Origin of the sequence: Pseudomonas sp. LG1E9 (genome assembly GCF_003290225.1) — a bacterium.
In the GTDB taxonomy this organism is placed as follows: Bacteria; Pseudomonadota; Gammaproteobacteria; order Pseudomonadales; family Pseudomonadaceae; genus Aquipseudomonas; species Aquipseudomonas cyclaminis.
Map to the genome: position 1 here is coordinate 5,827,501 of NZ_CP029983.1, position 18,056 is coordinate 5,845,556.

Below are 18,056 nucleotides of genomic sequence, written 5' to 3' on the forward strand. Positions count from 1 at the left end.
CTGAAAGGTGCTTGGGCATGGGATGACTGCATGGGTTGCGTCGTTGTCTTTGAGAACGTTTGCCTTGCACCCGATCCATGTGGTGACTGGATACGCTCGCCAAGGCGAGTTGGAACCTGGCCAATAAATATTGTTACTCCTGCATCCAACCCGGCAGGTCTTTTTTTTCACGCCGATAACGGTGATCATCGCCCTCCCCGCCCCAGAGGAACCGACACCATGGAATTGACGCTGGAAGCTGTTGCGCTTTTTGCACTCAAACTCGTGCACGAGGAGGACGGCGGCAGTCCGGTATTGAGGGACGACCTGGTGATGGATGGGTATGAGCGGGAGGTGTTTGGGTTGCTTGTGCGGCAAGGGGACTTGCCGACGATCCAGCTCAAGTTGCGTGCGTGTGTTGACCAGGCACTGGCTGCACTGGGCGGCGCGGATACGGTGTTGGGGCGGGAGTTGCAGCGATTGGCGGGTGACGTGCGGCAAGCCCGCACGCTGGAGGAACTGAACCCACCGCTTGACGCACTCAAGGACTACCTAAAAGCCATCCAATGATGCCATGTGGAGGGCTTGCCCCGATGGACGCCAACGATAACGCGCTCTAATTGACTCACCACAAGGACCGTCAAATGATCGACTTCAACAACAAAGGCTTCTTCAAGCTCAAGCAAAACAACGAATACGCCGAACGCGTCTCGGCCCTGCTGCTGGACGGCGAAGAAGTCATCGACGCCTACAAAGCCATGCGCGACGGCGTGGTCTTCACCACCAAACGTATCATCGCCGTAAACGTGCAGGGCATTACCGGCAACAAGAAAGACTTCACCTCACTGCCGTACAAAAACATCGTCGCGTACTCGGTGGAAACATCCGGCACGTTTGACCTGGATTCGGAGCTGGAGATTTACTTTTCGTCGCTGGGAAAAGTGAAGTTTGAATTTACGGGGAAGACGTCGATCGTTGAGATTTCGCGGATCATCTCCAAGCATCTGCTGAGCTGATCAGCGGATATACACCGATCACAATGTGGGACGGGCGGTGCGACGATTCGACTTGCCCCCGATAGCGCCCTCCCCCACACCATAAAACCACAGCGGTTTCTCCAGGACCTGGAACGTAGTAAACGTCCCGCTGCTATAGAGAGCACGCTTACTTTTCCCACAACCTCCATCGAAAAATGCCAATTCCATCCCCCTGATCCCTCCCCGTAGCCTCACTCCCTCGCACAAGGAAGTGAGCCCCTCATGTCAGAACGCTTTTACCCTCCCACCGAGGAACAACTACGCAAGCAGCGCATCCTGACGCCACAGCCAAAGCGTGCGGCCTATTCACCGTTGATTGATTTATTCGAACCATTCCCTGCCGCAAAATCTGCACCCGCAAAAGCGCCTGGCTGTGTTTTCGTGAAGTCTTGCCAACTGCCCGACGGCCACACCCACTACTCAGATCCCACTGCCTACGTACCACTTGAGCTGATCACGGAGTACGGCCATTTCAGCCTGTTGGGCGGCCGTGAAGTTGACAGCCGGGGCGCTGTTGCCCTGCGCAAGATCAGCGGCAGCGCCTTGCCCGTTGGCTTGGGGCAGCTGGCGTTGCGTACGGCGGTGGTGGAGTCGGCCGCTGCCGCAATCGGTTCTGTGGCCGCGCCTCTGTTAGGCGGGTTGGTAGCGCTGGTGTGGCCCGGGGAGCTGGGCGATAGCGCGCTGTATAGCGAGGAGCAATTACGCTCGATGCAGCAGGCGCGTTCGCAGATGCGTTTACATATCGAGCAGCGGGAAGACGGTACGCTCAAGGGCTATGGTTTTTACACCGGCGACAACCCCGCCTGGCAGATGATTGAAGTGGTGCAGCTCCAAACACGCAGCGATCAGTTCGTAGCGGATTTGGGTGAGGGTGTTGAGCTGATCTGGACGCCTGCCGTTGATCCAAGTGACACGCTGGGGATTCCGGCGTTGCAGGCTGCGCCGCAGGCGCCGGTGATCTGGATTTACCCGCCTACGGAGAAGGCGGCGCAGATTCTGGTGAACCCGATTTACCCGCCGCAGTATCGGGATTTTATTCTGGTGTTCCCCATGGGGTCTGGGGTTCGGCCGCTGTATGTGGTGGTGAGTGAGCCGCGGAAAGGGCTGAGAAAGTCAGATTACGATTACTTTCCTGCCCCCAGAACAGAGGACATCACTGGTTTTCCAGGTTTGATTGAACTCAAGAAGAAAAATAGTAAACGTAGTGGTGGCGGCCTTCGTGAGCGATGGAAAGACGCCAAAGGAAAGAGGCTTTTTGAATGGGATTCAGAAAAAGGCGAACTTGAAGTCTATAGGTACAGCGATGTGAAACACCTAGGCTCCTTTGACCCCTATACCGCTGAGCAACGCGGCCCGGCAAAAAAAGAACGACGTATACAAAAGTGAGTGGCGGATTCGTTATGACGATGAAAATACGACTGCAATGGTTCAACAAAATAAATGAACACTTGGAGGCAGACGAATACTCAGCAAACTTTGAGGAGGACGACAGTATTCTTAACGCACTTGGTCTACAGGAGGAACCACAAATCTACGCAGGGGGTTTTGACGTTCAGCCAAACTGGATCGCAATTCTCCAACCTCATTTCCGGCAGGTGATAGAGCCGGACCTTTTCGACTACCAAATCTCCTTCCGCTACCAAGGCGCCTGGCCACCACCTCCAAAACAACCCAAGGAAGCGTCATGAGAGCCACAGCGAAAAAGCCCCTCCTCTACCGCTCCGTCAACACCCGAACCCATGGCGTGCGCCACGGCAGTGGTGGCGCTTACCGGTACGAACGGAATACCAAGACCGAAAAAGACACGCTCGCCACCCGAGGTTCAATGCACAACCATCAACGCCACGGTTTTGATTACACGCCGCTGTTCCGCTTCCTGTTGTCCAAGGTCGGTCAGCCATGGGACGCGGTTTTCAGCGAAGCCAACGCACGCCTGGATCGGCCGAATCCGGTGTTCTGGGTGGTTGCGCTACATGAAAGCGAGAAACAGGATTACGTGAGAACGGATGAAAACAGCTACTACAGCGGCCTATACGTCGACGACGCAGGTCTGCTGCAAAAGGTAGAACCACAACTGACACCCGAAAACATGAAACCTTATTGCGACTGCTGCACCCACACCTTCAACGGGGTGGTCGTCACGCAAGCGGTGGGCTATGCCCACCGCTGAATAACCGCTTAACCCGCCTTCGTCTCACCCCCCGCCCCACCAATCAACACCCGATTCGCTGGGTCCGTAATATCAAACACCTGCTGCATACACGCCGAACGACTCGGCGAGAACTGGAACTCCACCAGATACACCTTGGCCTTCTCCGGAACGAACGTGCTCACCGGCGGCACGCAGCTGTAAAAATCCCCATTGCCGATGCTGCCAGCGCTGCCGAATACGGTGAGTTTCTTACCCGGATCGGCCTGGGTTTCCAGCTGTGGAAAACGCCGGAACCCGGCGCTGGTTACTGTTTGGACAGTTTTGGCGATCCAGTTGAAGACTTGGCCTTCGCCGTTATACACCACGGTGCCGAGGATTTCCGAGCGTTGGTCGGGGTCGCCTTCGCGGCTGATGGCGAATTTGACGGGGTTGTTGCCGCCCACGGCTTTCATGATGACTTTGGCGTGTTCGGCGTCGACGGTCACGGTTTTCTGGCGAAACTGGATGCCGTCTTTAAGCAGGGTCGGCGAGGAGTCGCGTTGGTTGGATTGGCAGGCGCACAGGGCAAGGGCGAGGGAGAGCAATGCGATTCGCTTCACGGGATGTCCTTATCGGTGTGAGGGGGGTGTGCTGACTGGACTCGGAATTGAACGGAATGTTCCGCACTCTCCAAACCTTGAAGGCTGGCCACGATCTCTCTGGTGAGCGTTTTTTTGTGGAGAGCAGGCTTGCCGATGCCGACGTGATCGAGCATCGGTTGCGCGCGCTCCTGACTACGGCGCAACAATGTGCGCAAGTGATTATTTGGGCTGGAAGGTCTCAAGGTACGCCAGGATATTTTCAATCTTCTCCTGATCACTGATCCCCCAGAAGATCATCCGCGTACCACTCACCACCTTCTTCGGCGCCTCGATGTAGGCGGCGAGTTTGTCCCGCGTCCAGACCACGCCGGAATTTTTCATCGCATCGGAATACTGATAGTCGGTGGTGGTGCCGGCAGGCCTGCCGATGATGCCATTGAGTTCCGGCCCAAACCCGCCGCGCGCGCCTTCGCCGACGCTGTGGCAACCGCCGCAGGTCTTGGTGAACAGCTTGCCGCCCGCCTCGGCATCGCCGGCCGCCAGGGCTGCACGGGTGTTGAAGATCAGGGCGAGGGTCATCACGGCACGGTACTTCATAGGGACTCCACATCGGCTGGTGCGACGATTATGCCTGTTTGTCAGGAACGCATGCCCATCCAGATCACCGCTTCGGTCCATGCAGTGACCACGGGCGTCAGCATCTTGAACCAGGGATCATTCACATCGATCTGCGCCGCCGACTGGTCGTGATGGTGCTGTTCCTCATCCACAATCGAAGCAATGGCCGCCACCGCCAGCGGGTCGATGTTGCGCAGGGCGTGCAGCTGATGGGCCAGATGTCTAAGCACCACGCTTTCGACCGCCACGGTGGTGGTCATGATGGCTTTGCGACCACAGAGACCTGTGAGCAAACCCAACGCCAGCCCACCGAGCCCGCACAGCCAGTAGCTGCGGCAACGCGGATATCCTCGGCGCTGCAACTCGGCGTTGAACACGGCACGGTGGCGGCGCTCGTCACCGAGGAACTCGGTGAGTTCCGCGACCAGGCTCGGGTTGAACAGCCGGGCTATAAACAGTTGGCCGCTGTAGATGCAAATCGCGCCATGCTCACCGGCGTGGTCGACTTTAAGCATGCGATTGCCGAGGTCATGGTCGATCAAGTGAGCGTTCACGGTTGATAGCCTTTTGCGTGGGTTACAAAGCACAGCCATCGTGCCGCACCTCCCGCCAAATACGCAAACTAGACACTCTGAATTACCACCCATCGTTTAGGACATATCCAATCGAACCTATCCCGCCGCGTTCGACTCCACCTTACTAACCCCTGATGGTGGAGTAAGGATCATGGCTCAGCCATCGATTTTAGTGCTGGAAGACGACGAGATCATTCGCTCGTTAATGGTGGATGTACTGGAGGAATTCGGGGCGCATGTCACCTCGTTTCCTTCGGCGGATGAAGGGATGATTTTTCTGGAGCGTGATGATGAACAGGTCGACCTGATTGTCAGTGATGTTCAGATGCCTGGTTTGCTCAACGGCTACGACTTGAGTCGGGTGGTGGCTCATAGATGGCCGGAAGTGCAGGTGGTGCTGACATCCGGCAACACGAAGATCGCGGCGCAACTGGGGGGGTCGGTGCGGTTCCTGCCAAAACCGTGGAGCGCCGAACACCTGCTTGAGTGTGTGCAAACGGCGCTGACGCAACAAGGCTCGCGCCTGCATTGATGGCGTCGCGACATCACTTAAACCGAACTTTGGGACAAGCGCTGCTGTCATTAATGAGCAAGGAGCGATTTTTCTGATCCGCTGGTCAGGCTCTTCGCCTTGTGCATACAGCCAATGGCCATGAGGTGTGTAGAATCGTCGCCCACTTCTATGCGTCATTTACGGCCGGCAGGCCCACAGTTCGAGCTTACTGAATGCATTCACAGGTCCCTGACGTTGCTGCGCCCTCATTGCTGGAAGCGTTGCGCACAGGCACGGCCCTACTGCATGTCGCGCTGGAAAAGCGCCTGCCGTTTTTCAGCGAACAACTGGATGCCGACTGGTATCGACGCTTGCTCCAAGCGTATTACGGTTTTTATGGACCAATGGAAGCAGCGCTGTATGACTGTGAGTTGATCCCCGAAGGATTCGACCCTGTACTGCGTGTGAAAACCCCGACGCTGTTGAACGATCTTCATGCCCTTGGCCTGAATGACGACGCCATCAACGCGCTGCCCTGCCGCCCTCACCTCCCGCCACTCGACACCCCCGCCGCCTGCGTCGGTGCCTTGTATGTGCTGGAAGGCGCCACCTTGGGCGGCCAGGTGTTGCGCCGGGAAATGGCCAAGCGCCTGGACCTGGATGCCGACAACGGCGGTGCATTTCTCAATGTGTATGGCGCCGAGACCGGTCGGCGCTGGAAAGACTTTCTCGACTATCTGGGCCGCCAGCCGCAGGACGCGTCAGCCAGACAGCGTGCAGTGGACGCGGCCCGTTCGACATTCAGCTGCTTTGAGCAATGGCTCGACAGCCAGGAGGTACTGCTATGAAACCCGATGATTTTGAGGAACTGCTTGCCAACTGTGCCGACGAGCCGATCCGCTTTCCCGGGGCGATCCAGCCCCATGGTGTGTTGCTGACGCTGTCCGACCCCGACCTGAAGATCATTCAGGTCAGTACCAACGTCGCCAGCCTGTTCAACCATGCGCCCGAAGCCCTGTTGGGCCAACCACTGCATACGCTACTGGGCGCCGAGCCTGCTGCCGCCGTGCAACACATGGTTGAGCACAACAACTTTATCGACGCGCCGCCGCTGCACGTGACCTTCAACGGTGCCAAGTTCGACGGCCTGCTGCATCGCCATCAGGGCGTGCTGGTGCTGGAGTTCGAACCCTTGCTGGAAAACTTCCGGCCACGGGCAGTGAAGGGTCGCACCAGTGATCTGGGCAAGATGCTGCAACGTTTGCAGGCGGCGAAAACCCTGCAAGCGCTGTACGAAATCAGCGTGAATGAAATCCAGGCCATGACCGGCTACGACCGTGTGCTGATCTACCGTTTCGAAGAGGAAGGCCATGGCCAGGTGATTGCCGAAGCGTCGGCGCCGTCCATGGAACTGTTCAACGGGCTGTTCTTCCCCGCGTCCGACATCCCCGAGCAGGCCCGCGAGCTGTATCGCACCAACTGGCTGCGCATTATTCCCAACGCGGCCTATGAGCCGGTGCCACTGCTGCCCAAGCTGCGCCCGGACAGCGGCGAGCCGTTGGACCTGAGCTTCGCCACCCTGCGCAGTGTGTCGCCGATTCATTGCCAGTACATGAAGAACATGGGCGTGCTGTCGTCCATGAGCATCTCATTGATGAAGGGCGACAAACTCTGGGGCCTGATCAGTTGCGGCAACCGTGAACCGCTGCTGGTACCCAACGAGTTGCGCACCGCCTGCCAGACCATCGGTCAGGTATTGTCATTGCAAATCAGCGCCATGGAAGCCCTGGACCTGAGCCGCCAGCGCGAGGAAAAAGTCGAGGCCCTGGCGCTGCTGAATCAGGCGATGAAAGCCTCAGCGGACAACGTGTTCGATGGCCTCGCCCAGCAAGGCCAAGTGCTAATGGACCTGACCCTGTCCGGCGGCATCGCGATCATCGAAGACAAACAACTGCACCGCTACGGCAACTGCCCGGAACCGGCGCAAATCCGCGCGTTGCACAAGTGGCTGCAAGAGAGCGGCGAGCCGGTGTTTTCCAGCCATAACCTGGCCTCGGTCTACCCGCCAGCCGCTGAGTTCCAGCAAATGGCCAGCGGTGTCCTGGCCATGAGCCTGCCTAAACCGGTGGACAACGGCGTGCTGTGGTTCCGCCCGGAAGTGAAAGAGAACATCAACTGGAGCGGCGACCCGAACAAGCCGCTGGACTTGGAGAACTCCAACGCTGGCCTACGCCTTCGCCCACGTACCTCGTTTGAAATCTGGAAAGTCGAAATGGCCGGCATCTCCACCAAGTGGAGCCATGGCGACCTGTTCGCCGCCAACGATTTGCGTCGCTCCGCCCTGGAAAACGACCTGGCCCGCCAGGTGCTGCGCGAGCAACAAGCCGTGCGCGCCCGCGATGAACTGGTGGCGGTGGTGTCCCACGATTTGCGCAACCCGATGACGGTCATCTCGATGCTGTGCGGCATGATGCAAAAGGCCTTCAGCTCCGACGGCCCACACACTTCGCGGCGGATTTCCTCGGCCATCGACACCATGCAGCAAGCCGCCGGGCGCATGAATGTGCTGCTGGAAGACTTGCTCGACACCTCGAAAATCGAGGCCGGGCGCTATGTGGTCAAGCCGGTGGCGCTGGATGTGAGCCAGATGTTCGAAGAGGCCTACTCGTTGCTCGCACCGCTGGCGATGGAAAAAGGCATCGACCTGTCGTTCAACGCCGAGCCTGGTCTGTTGATCAACGGTGACCCGGAGCGGCTGTTCCAGGTGCTGTCGAACCTGATCGGCAACGCCATCAAGTTCACGCCACGCCAAGGCAATATCGGCATCAGCGCCATGAGCAACGGCGAAGAAATCGTGTTCTCGGTGCGCGACTCCGGCGAAGGCATTGCGCCAGAGCAGTTGCCCCATGTGTTCGACCGCTACTGGACCCAGACCGAAAACAACCCCACCGGCAGTGGCTTGGGGCTGTATATCACCCAAGGCATCGTCCAGGCCCATGGCGGCAAGATCGTGGCGGAGAGTGAGGTGGGCCGTGGCAGTGAGTTCCGGTTTACCGTGCCGAAGGTGATTGGAGACTCACACACCTGACACTCCCACCGTGATCTGGTGTTGTCATCACACCGGCAACACCACCACCTCCAACCCACCGCCCGGGCGTTCTGCCAGGGTGAGAGTGCCGCCGTGCTCCAGCACAATAGCGCGGGCAGTAGACAGGCCAAGCCCAACACCGCCGGTGCTTTTATTGCGTGAATTTTCCAGGCGATAAAACGGCAGGAACACCTGTTCGCGGTGCTCGGCGGCAATCCCCGGCCCGCGATCCCGCACGCGGATCACCACTTGATGCGCCCCTTGTTGCAGTTCGATTTCCGGCGCGTGCCCATAGTGAATGGCGTTTTCCATCAGGTTGGTCATCACGCGCTTGAGGCCCAGGGGCCGGCCGAAGTACACCAGGCATGGCGGGCCGCTAAAGGCCAGGTCGATGGCCTGGTCGCGGTAGTCGTCGATCAAGGTTTGCAACAATTCCGACAGGTCCACCGGCAGGCATCACTTGGCTGGGTCAAGGCGTCATCTAAAACCATTCGACGCGGCCCGTCATATATTTCAATCGTGCAATAAAGCGTCAACGGCGCAATAAACCGGACATCTTTGCGCAAGGCACCAGCGCCAGAATCGGCGTCCCTTTTGCGGAGACTGTGCCCATGCGTGCGCTGACCTACCCCCACCACCTGGCTCGCCAGGCAGTACTGTTGCTGACTGTGTCCTACCTGGCGGGCTGTGCGAACCCGACGAAAGCGCCGTCCACCCGCTGCGCGCAGGTGAACTACCCGGTGCATGACCCGGCCGAACGGGTCAACCGTAGTGTGTTTGCATTCAACCGGGCGGTGGACAACTACGCGCTGGCGCCTGTTGCTCGCGATTACCGCTACCTCCCGGAATTTTTCCAGCAGGGTGTGCATAACTTCGCGAGCAACTTCAGCGAGCCGAAGGTATTTATCAACGATCTACTGCAAGGCAACCCACGCCGTTCGGTCAACACCCTTGGCCGTTTTGCAGTGAATACCACGGTAGGTGTGGTGGGGCTGATTGATGTGTCGGACCGCCTGGGCATCCCGCGCCACTCCGCCGACTTTGGCCAAACGTTCGGCGTATGGGGCGTGGGTGCCGGGCCGATTGTCGAATTGCCATTGCTCGGCACCAGCAACAGCCGCGATGCGACAGGCAAGGTGTTGAGCTTCCTGGTTTCGCCGCTGGGAGACAGCGATACCGTGCAGACATTGGGCACCATCAGCCTGGTGGGCGGAACGGTCGACACCCGGGCGTCATTGTTGCCGCTCACCGATAGCCTGCAAAAACTGCCGGATTACTACAGCGCGTTACGTAATGTGGTGGCACAAAACCGCGCAGCCTTCGTGCTGGAAGGCAAGGAAGGCGCGACATCCCCTGCCAGCGAAGGCTGCGCAAAGGGCGCCGCTGATGACTTCTGACTACGCTCGTCACGGCCGTCATATCTTGCAGTAAGGCGTTTATAGCTCGCCCTTCCTCGCCCTCTGTAAGTTTGGCGCCACTTCGCTCTTAAGGGCGAAGTCCCCCTAGACTGGTAGAAGGATACTTCCATGCTCAGCCCTATCAACTCCGCAGTGCCCCCCCTTCAATACCCCGCAGCGCCGCAGGATGACGCCGCCATTCAACGCAAGAAGCGCAGCATCGATGAACCTCGATCGCAACTGGAGCCTCAGGAGTCCGACGGTTCAGCGCGCAACAGCCGACGCACGGGCAGCGGTGGCCTGGACAGCCTGGGCAAGGGTAACCTGCTCTAAATCGTCGCACGAAGGGCTGTGCACAGCCCTTCGTCTCCACAAGCCGCCACGCCTTAACAAAACACTGACATCCATTGCGCTAACCTTGCCGGTTCAACCCTGGCCGGAGCCTTTTACTGCATGCCACATCCCGACACCTTGCCCGCCGTGCTCGCCGGCCCTCTGCTGCGACGCCTCGAACCCCAGCGGCTGGTGCTGTGGCTGGTGGGAAGCCGAGCATTGCCACTGATGCTGAGGCTGCAATGTGCCGAGCAACGCGTGGATATCCCGCTAGGCCAGGACCAGTGCCAAGTCGTGCCGGTGGGGCGCGAGGCGTTTGTCCACCTGATTGATGTACGACTGGAGGAAGCGCTGCCGCAGGATATGGTCATCGACTATGACCTGCTCGTCGACGGCATTGGCATTGCCCAATGGGCACCCCACTTGCTGTACGCCAACGCCCAATATCCGAATTTCGTGCTGCACAGCCGCATCCATCAACTGGTACACGGTTCGTGCCGCAAACCTCACCACAGCGCCGACGAAGGCTTGCTCTGCGTCGATCGCCTGCTGGCCGATGCACAAACACCCGCCGACCGTCCGGCCTTGTTGATGATGAGCGGCGACCAGGTGTATGCCGATGATGTAGCCGGGCCAATGCTGCGGGCGATCCACGGGCTGATTGCGCGCCTGGGCCTGTTTGACGAATCTCTGGAAGGCGCCGTGGTCGACAACAGCGCCAGCCTCTACGCACATAGCGCCAGCTACTACAACCGCGCCGATCTGCTCCCGGCGCTGGACAGCAACGAGACCCTGCGCGAGCGGTTTTTCGGCGGCGTGAAAAAGCCGATTTTCACCAGCAGCACCGCCGACAATCACCTGGTGACCTTTGCCGAGGTCATGGCGATGTACCTGCTGGTGTGGTCGCCCACGCCCTGGCGCCTGATCAACCCGCCGCCACCCCAACTGAGCGCCGATGAATCCTCGCGCTACGCTCGCGAGCAGGTGACGGTGGATAAATTTCGCGAGGGCTTGCCGGGTGCTGCGCGGGTTTTCGCCCATCTGTCCACACTGATGATCTTTGACGACCACGACATCACCGACGACTGGAACCTCAGCGCGCAATGGGAAGAAACCGCCTACGGCCATCCATTTTCCAAGCGCATCATCGGTAACGCCCTGCTCGCTTACCTGCTGTGCCAAGGCTGGGGGAATAACCCGGATGCCTTTGATGAGCTGGTGGGCCAAACCCAGGCACTGGCAACCCAGACGCAGAACAATCATCTGGATGCCCTCGCGCAGGACAATTTGCTGGCAACCCTGCTGAAATTCCAGCAGTGGCATTACGTCCTGCCCACCACGCCGGCCCTGGTGGTGCTCGATACCCGCACACGGCGCTGGCGCAGCGAATTCACCCTCAAGCAACCGTCCGGCCTGCTGGACTGGGAAGCCTTGAGCGACCTGCAGCAGGAACTGCTCGATCACCCCTCGGCCATCATCGTCTCGCCCGCGCCGATTTTTGGCGTCAAGCTGATCGAGACCGTGCAGAAAATCTTCAGTTGGTGCGGCCATCCATTACTGGTGGACGCCGAAAACTGGATGGCCCATCGCGGCGCGGCCCAGGTGATCCTCAACATCTTCCGTCACTCGCGCACGCCGGGTAACTACGTGATCCTCTCGGGCGACGTGCACTACTCGTTCGTCTATGAAGTACTGATCCGCCACCGCGACGCTGGCCCCAGGATCTGGCAGATCACCAGCAGCGGCATCAAGAACGAATTCCCACCGCGACTGCTGGAATGGTTCGACCGTCTCAACCGCTGGCTGTACTCGCCGCGCTCGCCTCTGAACTGGTTCACTCGCCGGCGCACCATGCAGGTGGTGCCGCATATTCCGGAACATGCCGAAGCCGGTGAACGGTTGTGGAATTCAGCAGGGATCGGCCAGGTGTTTTTCAACGAGCGGGGGCAGCCTGAGGCGATTTACCAGCACAACGCCGATGGGAAACCTCGGACAAGAATGGCGGCGCCAAAGCAGTAGCCTACTGCCACCATCCAACAGCATCACACCCCCCTATTCAAAGCGTTCAATCCCCGTTGTACAGTAGCCCCAGCCACGGAGTATCGGCGTCAATATTGGTAGGCCTTGGTTGCCTGCCGCCGCAAGGAATGCGCAGATGAACGATACTTCCGGCAACAACCCGCTCAATCATGCTTTTTCTCACTTTAACGCCGACATGTTGCACACCGTGCTGGAGCTGGTCAGCGACGGCATTTGGGACTGGAACGCCAATACCGGGTTCGTCTACCGCAGCCCAGGCTGGTACGAAATGCTGGGCTACCCTAGCCACTCCCTGGAAAACAGTGTGTTCACCTGGGAGAGCGTCATCCACCCGGAGGATTACCCCCACGTGATGACGGTGTTCGATGATTACATCCACCGGCGCACGCCCCATTACCAGACCGAATACCGTTGCCGCAAAAAAGATGGCGGCTACCTGTGGATTGAAGACCGTGGTTACGTGATTGCACGCAATGAAGACGGTTCGGTTGCACGCATGGTGGGTGCCCATCGCGATATCCATCTGCGCAAGTCCTCGGTCGAGCAGTTGGAGCGACGCAATCAATCCCTTGAGGCACTGGTGGCCGAGCGTACGCGCGAGCTGTCGCGGGTCAATCAGCAGTTGCAATTACAACTGGACGAAAACCGCTCACTGGCCGAACGGGATGCCTTGACCCTCGTCGCCAACCGTTACCGCCTGGAAAAAGTGCTGCTGGAAGCCTGCGACCGCGCCCAGCGTTTTCGCCTGCCACTGGCACTGATCGCGATGGATATCGATGACTTCAAGCCGATCAATGACCGACACGGTCACGGCGTAGGCGACCAAACCCTGGTGCAGGTCGTGGAATGCCTGGAGAGCTGCATCCGCCCAGGCGACCTGCTGGCGCGCTGGGGTGGCGATGAATTCATGGTGGTGCTGCCCAAAAGTTCGCTGGAAAACGCCAGGGCCCTGGCCGAGAACATCTGCCGAACGATGCGCAACATGCCGATACGCGATGACCTCATCGTCACCCTGAGCCTCGGCGTGGCCGAGCGGCGCATGGATGAATCCCCCGCCGCCCTGATGGCACGTGCCGATCAGGCGCTGTATCGCGCCAAGGCGGCGGGGAAAGATGGCGTGTCGGCGTAGCCCTGTCAGCGCACCGGCGGCGCGTACTGGATGCCGCCGTTGTTCCACAGGGCATTGAGGCCGCGCTTGATCTTCAACACGCTGCCCTGACCAATATTGCGCTCGAACACTTCACCGTAGTTGCCCACCTGCTTGACGATCTGCACCACCCAATCCTTGCGCAGTTTCAGGTCCCGACCGTACTCGCCATCGGCGCCGAGCAACCGCGCAACGTCCGGGTTCCTGGTGGTCTTGGCCTGCTCTTCGACATTCTGCGAGGTGATGCCCATTTCCTCGGCGTTGATCATCGCGAACAGAGTCCACTTGACGATGCTGAACCACTCGTCATCGCCCTTGCGCACCAGCGGGCCCAGCGGCTCCTTGGAGATCACTTCCGGCAACACGACGAATTCATCCGGATGGGCCATCTTGATGCGCTGTGCGTACAGCCCGGACTGATCGGTGGTCAGCACATCGCAACGCCCGGCTTCCAGGCCCTTGGCGCTTTCGTCGGCGGTGTCGAAGGTGATCGGCGTGAACTTCAGGCCGTGGGTGCGAAAGTAATCGGCAACGTTGAGCTCGGTGGTGGTGCCGGCCTGGATGCACACGGTTGCGCCGCCCAGTTGCTTGGCAGCGGTGACACCCAGTTTGTTGTTCACCAAAAAGCCGATGCCGTCGTAGTAGGTGACGCCGGTGAACACCAGGCCCATGCCCGAATCGCGGGAGCTGGTCCAAGTGGTGTTGCGTGAGATCAGGTCGATTTCGCCGGACTGCAGCGCGGTGAAACGCTCCTTGGCGGTCAACTGGGTGAACTTCACTTTGGACGCATCACCAAACACGGCCGCCGCTACGGCGTGACACACATCCACGTCAATGCCGGTCATCTTGCCGTGGCTGTCGGGCACGCCAAAACCGGGCAACCCGTCGCTGACACCACACTGGATAAAGCCTTTTTTCTGGATCGCGTCCAGGGTCGAACCGGCATGCGCGGTGCCGGCCAGTCCAAAGACGGCGGCGGCACTGATCATGGCCAAGGTGGTTTTAAATGGGTTCATGCGAGGCTCTCCCTGTCGTTCCTTATTATTCGGCACCGCACAGCCTGCGCCGGTTTCTGATGTTGCCGGGGCAGTATTGACGGGTTTGGTGCGCTGCCACAAACGACCTTTTGGCAACAGCTCCTTCCGATTTGGAATGACCCGGCGACTTTATTTCGTTTGCGACAAGGCCAGGCCCACGGCTTAGATAAAAAGACGCCCGCCACTGCCGAGTCCAGGATTCATGAGCCGCGAAACCATCAGCCAGTCGATTTCCATCGTTCATCCCATCAGCCTCAGCCACGGCAGGAATGCCGAGGTCTGGGACACCACGGGCAAGCGCTATATCGATTTTGTCGGCGGCATCGGTGTGCTCAACCTCGGCCATTGTCACCCCGGCGTGGTGCAGGCCATTCGTGAACAAGCAACGAAGTTGACCCACTATGCGTTCAACGCCGCGCCGCACATGCCCTACATCGAACTGATGGACCGCCTGACCGCGTTTATCCCGGTGGACTACCCCATCAGCGGAATGCTCACCAACAGCGGCGCCGAGGCCGCAGAAAATGCCTTGAAAATCGTACGCGGCGCCACCGGCCGTACGGCGGTGATTGCCTTTGACGGGGCTTTCCACGGCCGTACGCTGGCCACCCTCAACCTCAACGGCAAAGTGGCGCCCTACAAGCAAAAGGTCGGCGTCCTGCCCGGCCCGGTGTATCACCTGCCCTACCCCAGCGCCGACAATGGCGTGAGCTGCGCTGAGGCGCTGAAGGCCATGGACCGCCTGTTCAGTGTGGAAATCGACGTCAGCGACGTAGCCTGTTTCATCCTTGAACCGGTGCAAGGCGAGGCCGGATTCCTCGCCCTGGATATCGAGTTCGCCCAGGCCCTGCGGCGCTTCTGCGATGAACACGCGATCCTGCTGATTGCCGACGAAATCCAATCCGGTTTTGGCCGCACCGGCCAGCGTTTTGCCTTCTCGCGCCTGGGCATCGAACCGGACCTGATCCTGCTCGGCAAAAGCATCGCCGGCGGCGTGCCATTGGGGGCGGTGGTCGGGCGCAAGCCGTTGATGGACAACCTGCCCAAAGGCGGGCTGGGCGGCACTTACTCCGGTAACCCCATCGCCTGCGCGGCGGCACTGGCCACGCTGGACGCTATGACGGATGAGGCGTTACACGCCTGGGGAGCCCGGCAGGAGGCCGCTATTGTGAGCCGCTATGAAACCTGGCGTGCGCAGCACCTGACGCCCTTTTTGGGCCGCCTGACCGGCGTCGGCGCCATGCGCGGCATCGAACTGGTGAATGCCGACGGCACACCTGCGCCCCACCAACTGACCCGACTGCTGGGCGTGGCGCGGGATGCCGGGTTGCTGCTGATGCCCAGTGGCAAGTCGCGGCATATCATTCGGCTGCTGGCACCGTTGACGATTGAGCCCGAGGTGCTGGAGGAAGGGCTGGTTATTCTTGAACGGTGCCTCAAGCAGTTGGAGTAATCGCGTCAGCGCCATTACGCTGGACCAATGCGTGCAGGCTCGCCGATTATCCACGACACCTCTATACCGTAGGTTTGTTTTGCGGACGAGCGGTGCGCTTGCAGCGGGCGCTTACTGCCTTGCACCGCGATAAGGGCATTGTGCTGCCTTGACCTGATCCCCCTCCCCCCTGAAAATGCGCGACGCTTTTTTGTCTTCCCCGTTTACTGAAGTAGTGAAATTTCAATGTCCGATTCTTACACCGAACACTCCACCGAAGAATCCGTAGTCGCCCTGCACGCCAAAGCTGAATACGAAAACGCCATCAATCTTTCACAGCATGTGCCAGCCGCCAAGATCATCAGCGAGATGGTGCTGGACGCGTTTCACACCTCCAAGGAAAGCGACCAGATCCGCGAGTTGCGCCTTGCCATCCGCCAGGCCCACGACGCGTTCGATGACGATAAGGCCTACGACCTGATGGGCCAGCTCAAGCAGCTCAAGGACGCCGAAGCCGCCGACAACATCGCGCTGGAAGACCTGAGCAGCAAATTCTCCATCAGCCGCATCCTGTCCAGCTTCAAGGACGACCCCGAGTTCCAGGAGCTGGTCTACGGCCTGGCCCTCAAGGTGCTGAACCAGTCTCACCAGGCCATCAGCAACCCCAGCGCCGGCAAGAGCAAGGCTTCCCGTCCCAAGAAAGAAGCCGAGGTTTTTGTGATCAGCAAGGACGGCATCAGCGTTACCCTGCCACTGCGCACGCCACGCTCCAAGCTGAACATCGACCGCGAGGCGTTTGAGTTCCTGGGCTTCAGCTTTGTGGGTGAAGGCGATGAAGCCGAGCTGGAAGTCGAGAGCTTTGTGGATAACTCGGGGGCTGAACAGCCGCTGACCCGCAAGAGCGTGATCAGTGCACTGCAGCAACAGAGCGCGTTTGATGGGTACAGCATCGCGCAACAGTGAAACCACTGAACTGAATGTGGGAGGAGCTGCTCCCTCCCACATGAATTCAATACTGCGTTAGACCGTTGCCGCAAATACCTCGCGAAACCGCGCCATTTCTCGCTTGTTCCCCACCGTCACTCGCACCCACTGCGGCCAGTTTTGCCACATGCGCCCGATCAGTACGCCATGGCCGGCAAGTGCGTCGATGACCTGCTCTGCCGGACGCTTCACGTCGATCATGAAGCAGTTGGCCTGGGATGCCGTGCAGGTAAAACCACGGCCTTTGAGCCAGGAAATGGTGTCTTCGCGCAGTTGGGCATTGAGCGCCTTGCGTTGTGGCAGCAGCTTCACATCTTCCAGGCTGGCGAGGCCGCCGAGCAAGGACGAGCCGGCCGGGACGTTGTCGCCGCCAAACACCGCCAGGCGTTCCAGCAATGCTGGATGGCCGATTGCCAGGCCCAGGCGGGCGCCGGCCATGCCGTAGATTTTCGAGAAGGTGCGCAGCACCAGCAGGTCGTCGTGGTCCTTGACCCAACTCACCACGCTCGGGGCCTCGGCGAAGTCGATGTAGGCCTCGTCCACCACCAGCACACAGCCTTTGGGTTTGTTCGCCAGGGCCTGGCGGATGGCGTCGGTCGACGTCACGGTGCCCGTCGGGTTGTTGGGGTTGCACAGGTAGAGCATGCCGGCCTGGGGGTCAGCCGCCAGCATGGCCGGGATGTCGTGGGCATGCTCGGCGTCGAGGGCGACTTCTTTGACCGGCGCCTTGTTTGATTCGGCGGACTGGCGCGGCACTTCGTAGGACGGCGTAGCCATCACCAGGCCGCGCGTTTCGCTGGTAAATGCCAGCACCGCGTAGCGCAGGGCGGCCATGGAGCCGGAAAACACCGCCACCTTTTCTTCGGCAATCCCCTGTTGCTGGGCAAACAACTCAGCCAAGGCGTACATGTGTTTATAGGGATAACGCCCCGCGGTGGCGATGCCGCGCTGCATCGCTTCGCGGGCCGCCGACGAAGGCCCGTAGGGGCTTTCGTTGTAGTTGAGCAACACCTTGTCAGTCTTGGCCGACGGCGACGCGGCAACCGCCCAATCCAGGCGTCCGAGCAAAGGCAGGGCGGCGCCGAGGGCGAGAAGGGATCGACGACTGACGCTGACCATGGTGACTACTCCTTGTAGGCGGATGATGGATTCGCACTGCTCGT

The 18,056-nt window shown here is 59.7% G+C and carries 19 protein-coding genes and 1 pseudogene; 14 read left to right on the top strand and 6 right to left on the bottom strand.

Features of this window, described 5'->3' with window-relative positions:
- The first annotated feature begins 219 nt into the window (after positions 1-219).
- From DNK50_RS26675 to DNK50_RS26695, 5 genes are all read left to right on the top strand, one after another.
- Positions 220-549 (top strand): hypothetical protein, encoded by a 330-nt coding sequence (locus tag DNK50_RS26675; RefSeq protein WP_112196691.1) that lies wholly within the window; start codon positions 220-222, stop codon positions 547-549.
- Between the two features lie 74 nt (positions 550-623).
- Positions 624-995 (top strand): PH domain-containing protein, encoded by a 372-nt coding sequence (locus DNK50_RS26680; RefSeq protein ID WP_112196692.1) that lies wholly within the window; start codon positions 624-626, stop codon positions 993-995.
- Positions 996-1,238: 243 nt separating this feature from the next.
- Positions 1,239-2,402, top strand: coding sequence for an S-type pyocin domain-containing protein (locus DNK50_RS26685; protein WP_112196693.1), 1,164 nt, complete (start codon positions 1,239-1,241; stop codon positions 2,400-2,402).
- Positions 2,403-2,416: 14 nt separating this feature from the next.
- Complete coding sequence (locus tag DNK50_RS26690; RefSeq protein WP_112196694.1) at positions 2,417-2,704, top strand: colicin E3-like toxin immunity protein; 288 nt, start codon at positions 2,417-2,419, stop codon at positions 2,702-2,704.
- Positions 2,701-3,186 carry a hypothetical protein gene (locus tag DNK50_RS26695; RefSeq protein WP_112196695.1) on the top strand — a complete coding sequence of 162 codons (486 nt, stop codon included), beginning with the start codon at positions 2,701-2,703 and terminating at the stop codon, positions 3,184-3,186. The genes DNK50_RS26690 and DNK50_RS26695 overlap by 4 nt, the downstream gene beginning before the upstream one ends.
- Positions 3,187-3,194: 8 nt before the next feature.
- Here DNK50_RS26695 and DNK50_RS26700 read toward each other — a convergent pair whose 3' ends face one another.
- The 3 genes from DNK50_RS26700 to DNK50_RS26710 form a co-directional block, all read right to left on the bottom strand.
- Positions 3,195-3,767 carry a hypothetical protein gene (locus tag DNK50_RS26700; RefSeq protein ID WP_112196696.1) on the bottom strand — a complete coding sequence of 191 codons (573 nt, stop codon included), beginning with the start codon at positions 3,765-3,767 and terminating at the stop codon, positions 3,195-3,197.
- Between the two features lie 201 nt (positions 3,768-3,968).
- A complete protein-coding gene (locus tag DNK50_RS26705) occupies positions 3,969-4,346 on the bottom strand; it encodes a cytochrome c family protein (RefSeq protein WP_112196697.1) in 378 nt (125 codons plus the stop codon).
- Between the two features lie 41 nt (positions 4,347-4,387).
- Positions 4,388-4,921 carry a demethoxyubiquinone hydroxylase family protein gene (locus DNK50_RS26710; protein WP_256592901.1) on the bottom strand — a complete coding sequence of 178 codons (534 nt, stop codon included), beginning with the start codon at positions 4,919-4,921 and terminating at the stop codon, positions 4,388-4,390.
- 172 nt (positions 4,922-5,093) lie between these two features.
- On the opposite strand from DNK50_RS26710, the gene DNK50_RS26715 reads away from it, so the two are divergent.
- The 3 genes from DNK50_RS26715 (at position 5,094) to DNK50_RS26725 (ending at position 8,523) form a co-directional block, all read left to right on the top strand.
- Positions 5,094-5,474: a response regulator gene (locus DNK50_RS26715; protein WP_099587293.1), complete on the top strand. Its 381-nt coding sequence runs from the start codon at positions 5,094-5,096 to the stop codon at positions 5,472-5,474.
- Between the two features lie 194 nt (positions 5,475-5,668).
- Positions 5,669-6,283: a biliverdin-producing heme oxygenase gene (locus DNK50_RS26720; RefSeq protein WP_099587292.1), complete on the top strand. Its 615-nt coding sequence runs from the start codon at positions 5,669-5,671 to the stop codon at positions 6,281-6,283.
- Positions 6,280-8,523, top strand: a complete 2,244-nt coding sequence (locus DNK50_RS26725; protein WP_112196698.1) for an ATP-binding protein — start codon at positions 6,280-6,282, stop codon at positions 8,521-8,523. The genes DNK50_RS26720 and DNK50_RS26725 overlap by 4 nt, the downstream gene beginning before the upstream one ends.
- A 27-nt stretch (positions 8,524-8,550) precedes the next feature.
- On the opposite strand, the pseudogene DNK50_RS26730 reads toward DNK50_RS26725, so the two are convergent.
- Positions 8,551-8,970: pseudogene (locus tag DNK50_RS26730) on the bottom strand (sensor histidine kinase); the annotation flags it as partial.
- Positions 8,971-9,134: 164 nt separating this feature from the next.
- On the opposite strand from DNK50_RS26730, the gene DNK50_RS26735 reads away from it, so the two are divergent.
- From DNK50_RS26735 to DNK50_RS26750, 4 genes are all read left to right on the top strand, one after another.
- Positions 9,135-9,920 (top strand): VacJ family lipoprotein, encoded by a 786-nt coding sequence (locus DNK50_RS26735; RefSeq protein WP_112196699.1) that lies wholly within the window; start codon positions 9,135-9,137, stop codon positions 9,918-9,920.
- A 129-nt stretch (positions 9,921-10,049) separates the two neighbouring features.
- Entirely contained in the window at positions 10,050-10,253 is a 204-nt protein-coding gene (locus tag DNK50_RS26740; protein WP_112196700.1) for a hypothetical protein, read from the top strand.
- A 120-nt stretch (positions 10,254-10,373) separates the two neighbouring features.
- Positions 10,374-12,272, top strand: a complete 1,899-nt coding sequence (locus tag DNK50_RS26745) for an alkaline phosphatase D family protein (protein ID WP_112196701.1) — start codon at positions 10,374-10,376, stop codon at positions 12,270-12,272.
- Positions 12,273-12,408: 136 nt separating this feature from the next.
- Positions 12,409-13,422, top strand: coding sequence for a sensor domain-containing diguanylate cyclase (locus DNK50_RS26750; protein WP_112196702.1), 1,014 nt, complete (start codon positions 12,409-12,411; stop codon positions 13,420-13,422).
- Between the two features lie 5 nt (positions 13,423-13,427).
- Here the strand turns inward: DNK50_RS26750 and DNK50_RS26755 are convergent, their stop codons facing one another.
- A complete protein-coding gene (locus tag DNK50_RS26755) occupies positions 13,428-14,456 on the bottom strand; it encodes an amino acid ABC transporter substrate-binding protein (protein WP_112196703.1) in 1,029 nt (342 codons plus the stop codon).
- 223 nt (positions 14,457-14,679) lie between these two features.
- On the opposite strand from DNK50_RS26755, the gene DNK50_RS26760 reads away from it, so the two are divergent.
- The gene (locus DNK50_RS26760; protein WP_112196704.1) at positions 14,680-15,930 is read left to right on the top strand and encodes an aspartate aminotransferase family protein; all 1,251 of its coding nucleotides are present in this window, start codon (positions 14,680-14,682) and stop codon (positions 15,928-15,930) included.
- A gap of 225 nt (positions 15,931-16,155) precedes the next feature.
- Positions 16,156-16,872 carry a hypothetical protein gene (locus tag DNK50_RS26765; protein ID WP_099587284.1) on the top strand — a complete coding sequence of 239 codons (717 nt, stop codon included), beginning with the start codon at positions 16,156-16,158 and terminating at the stop codon, positions 16,870-16,872.
- A gap of 57 nt (positions 16,873-16,929) precedes the next feature.
- Here the strand turns inward: DNK50_RS26765 and DNK50_RS26770 are convergent, their stop codons facing one another.
- Complete coding sequence (locus tag DNK50_RS26770; protein WP_112196705.1) at positions 16,930-18,012, bottom strand: pyridoxal phosphate-dependent aminotransferase; 1,083 nt, start codon at positions 18,010-18,012, stop codon at positions 16,930-16,932.
- Between the last annotated feature and the right edge of the window lie 44 nt (positions 18,013-18,056).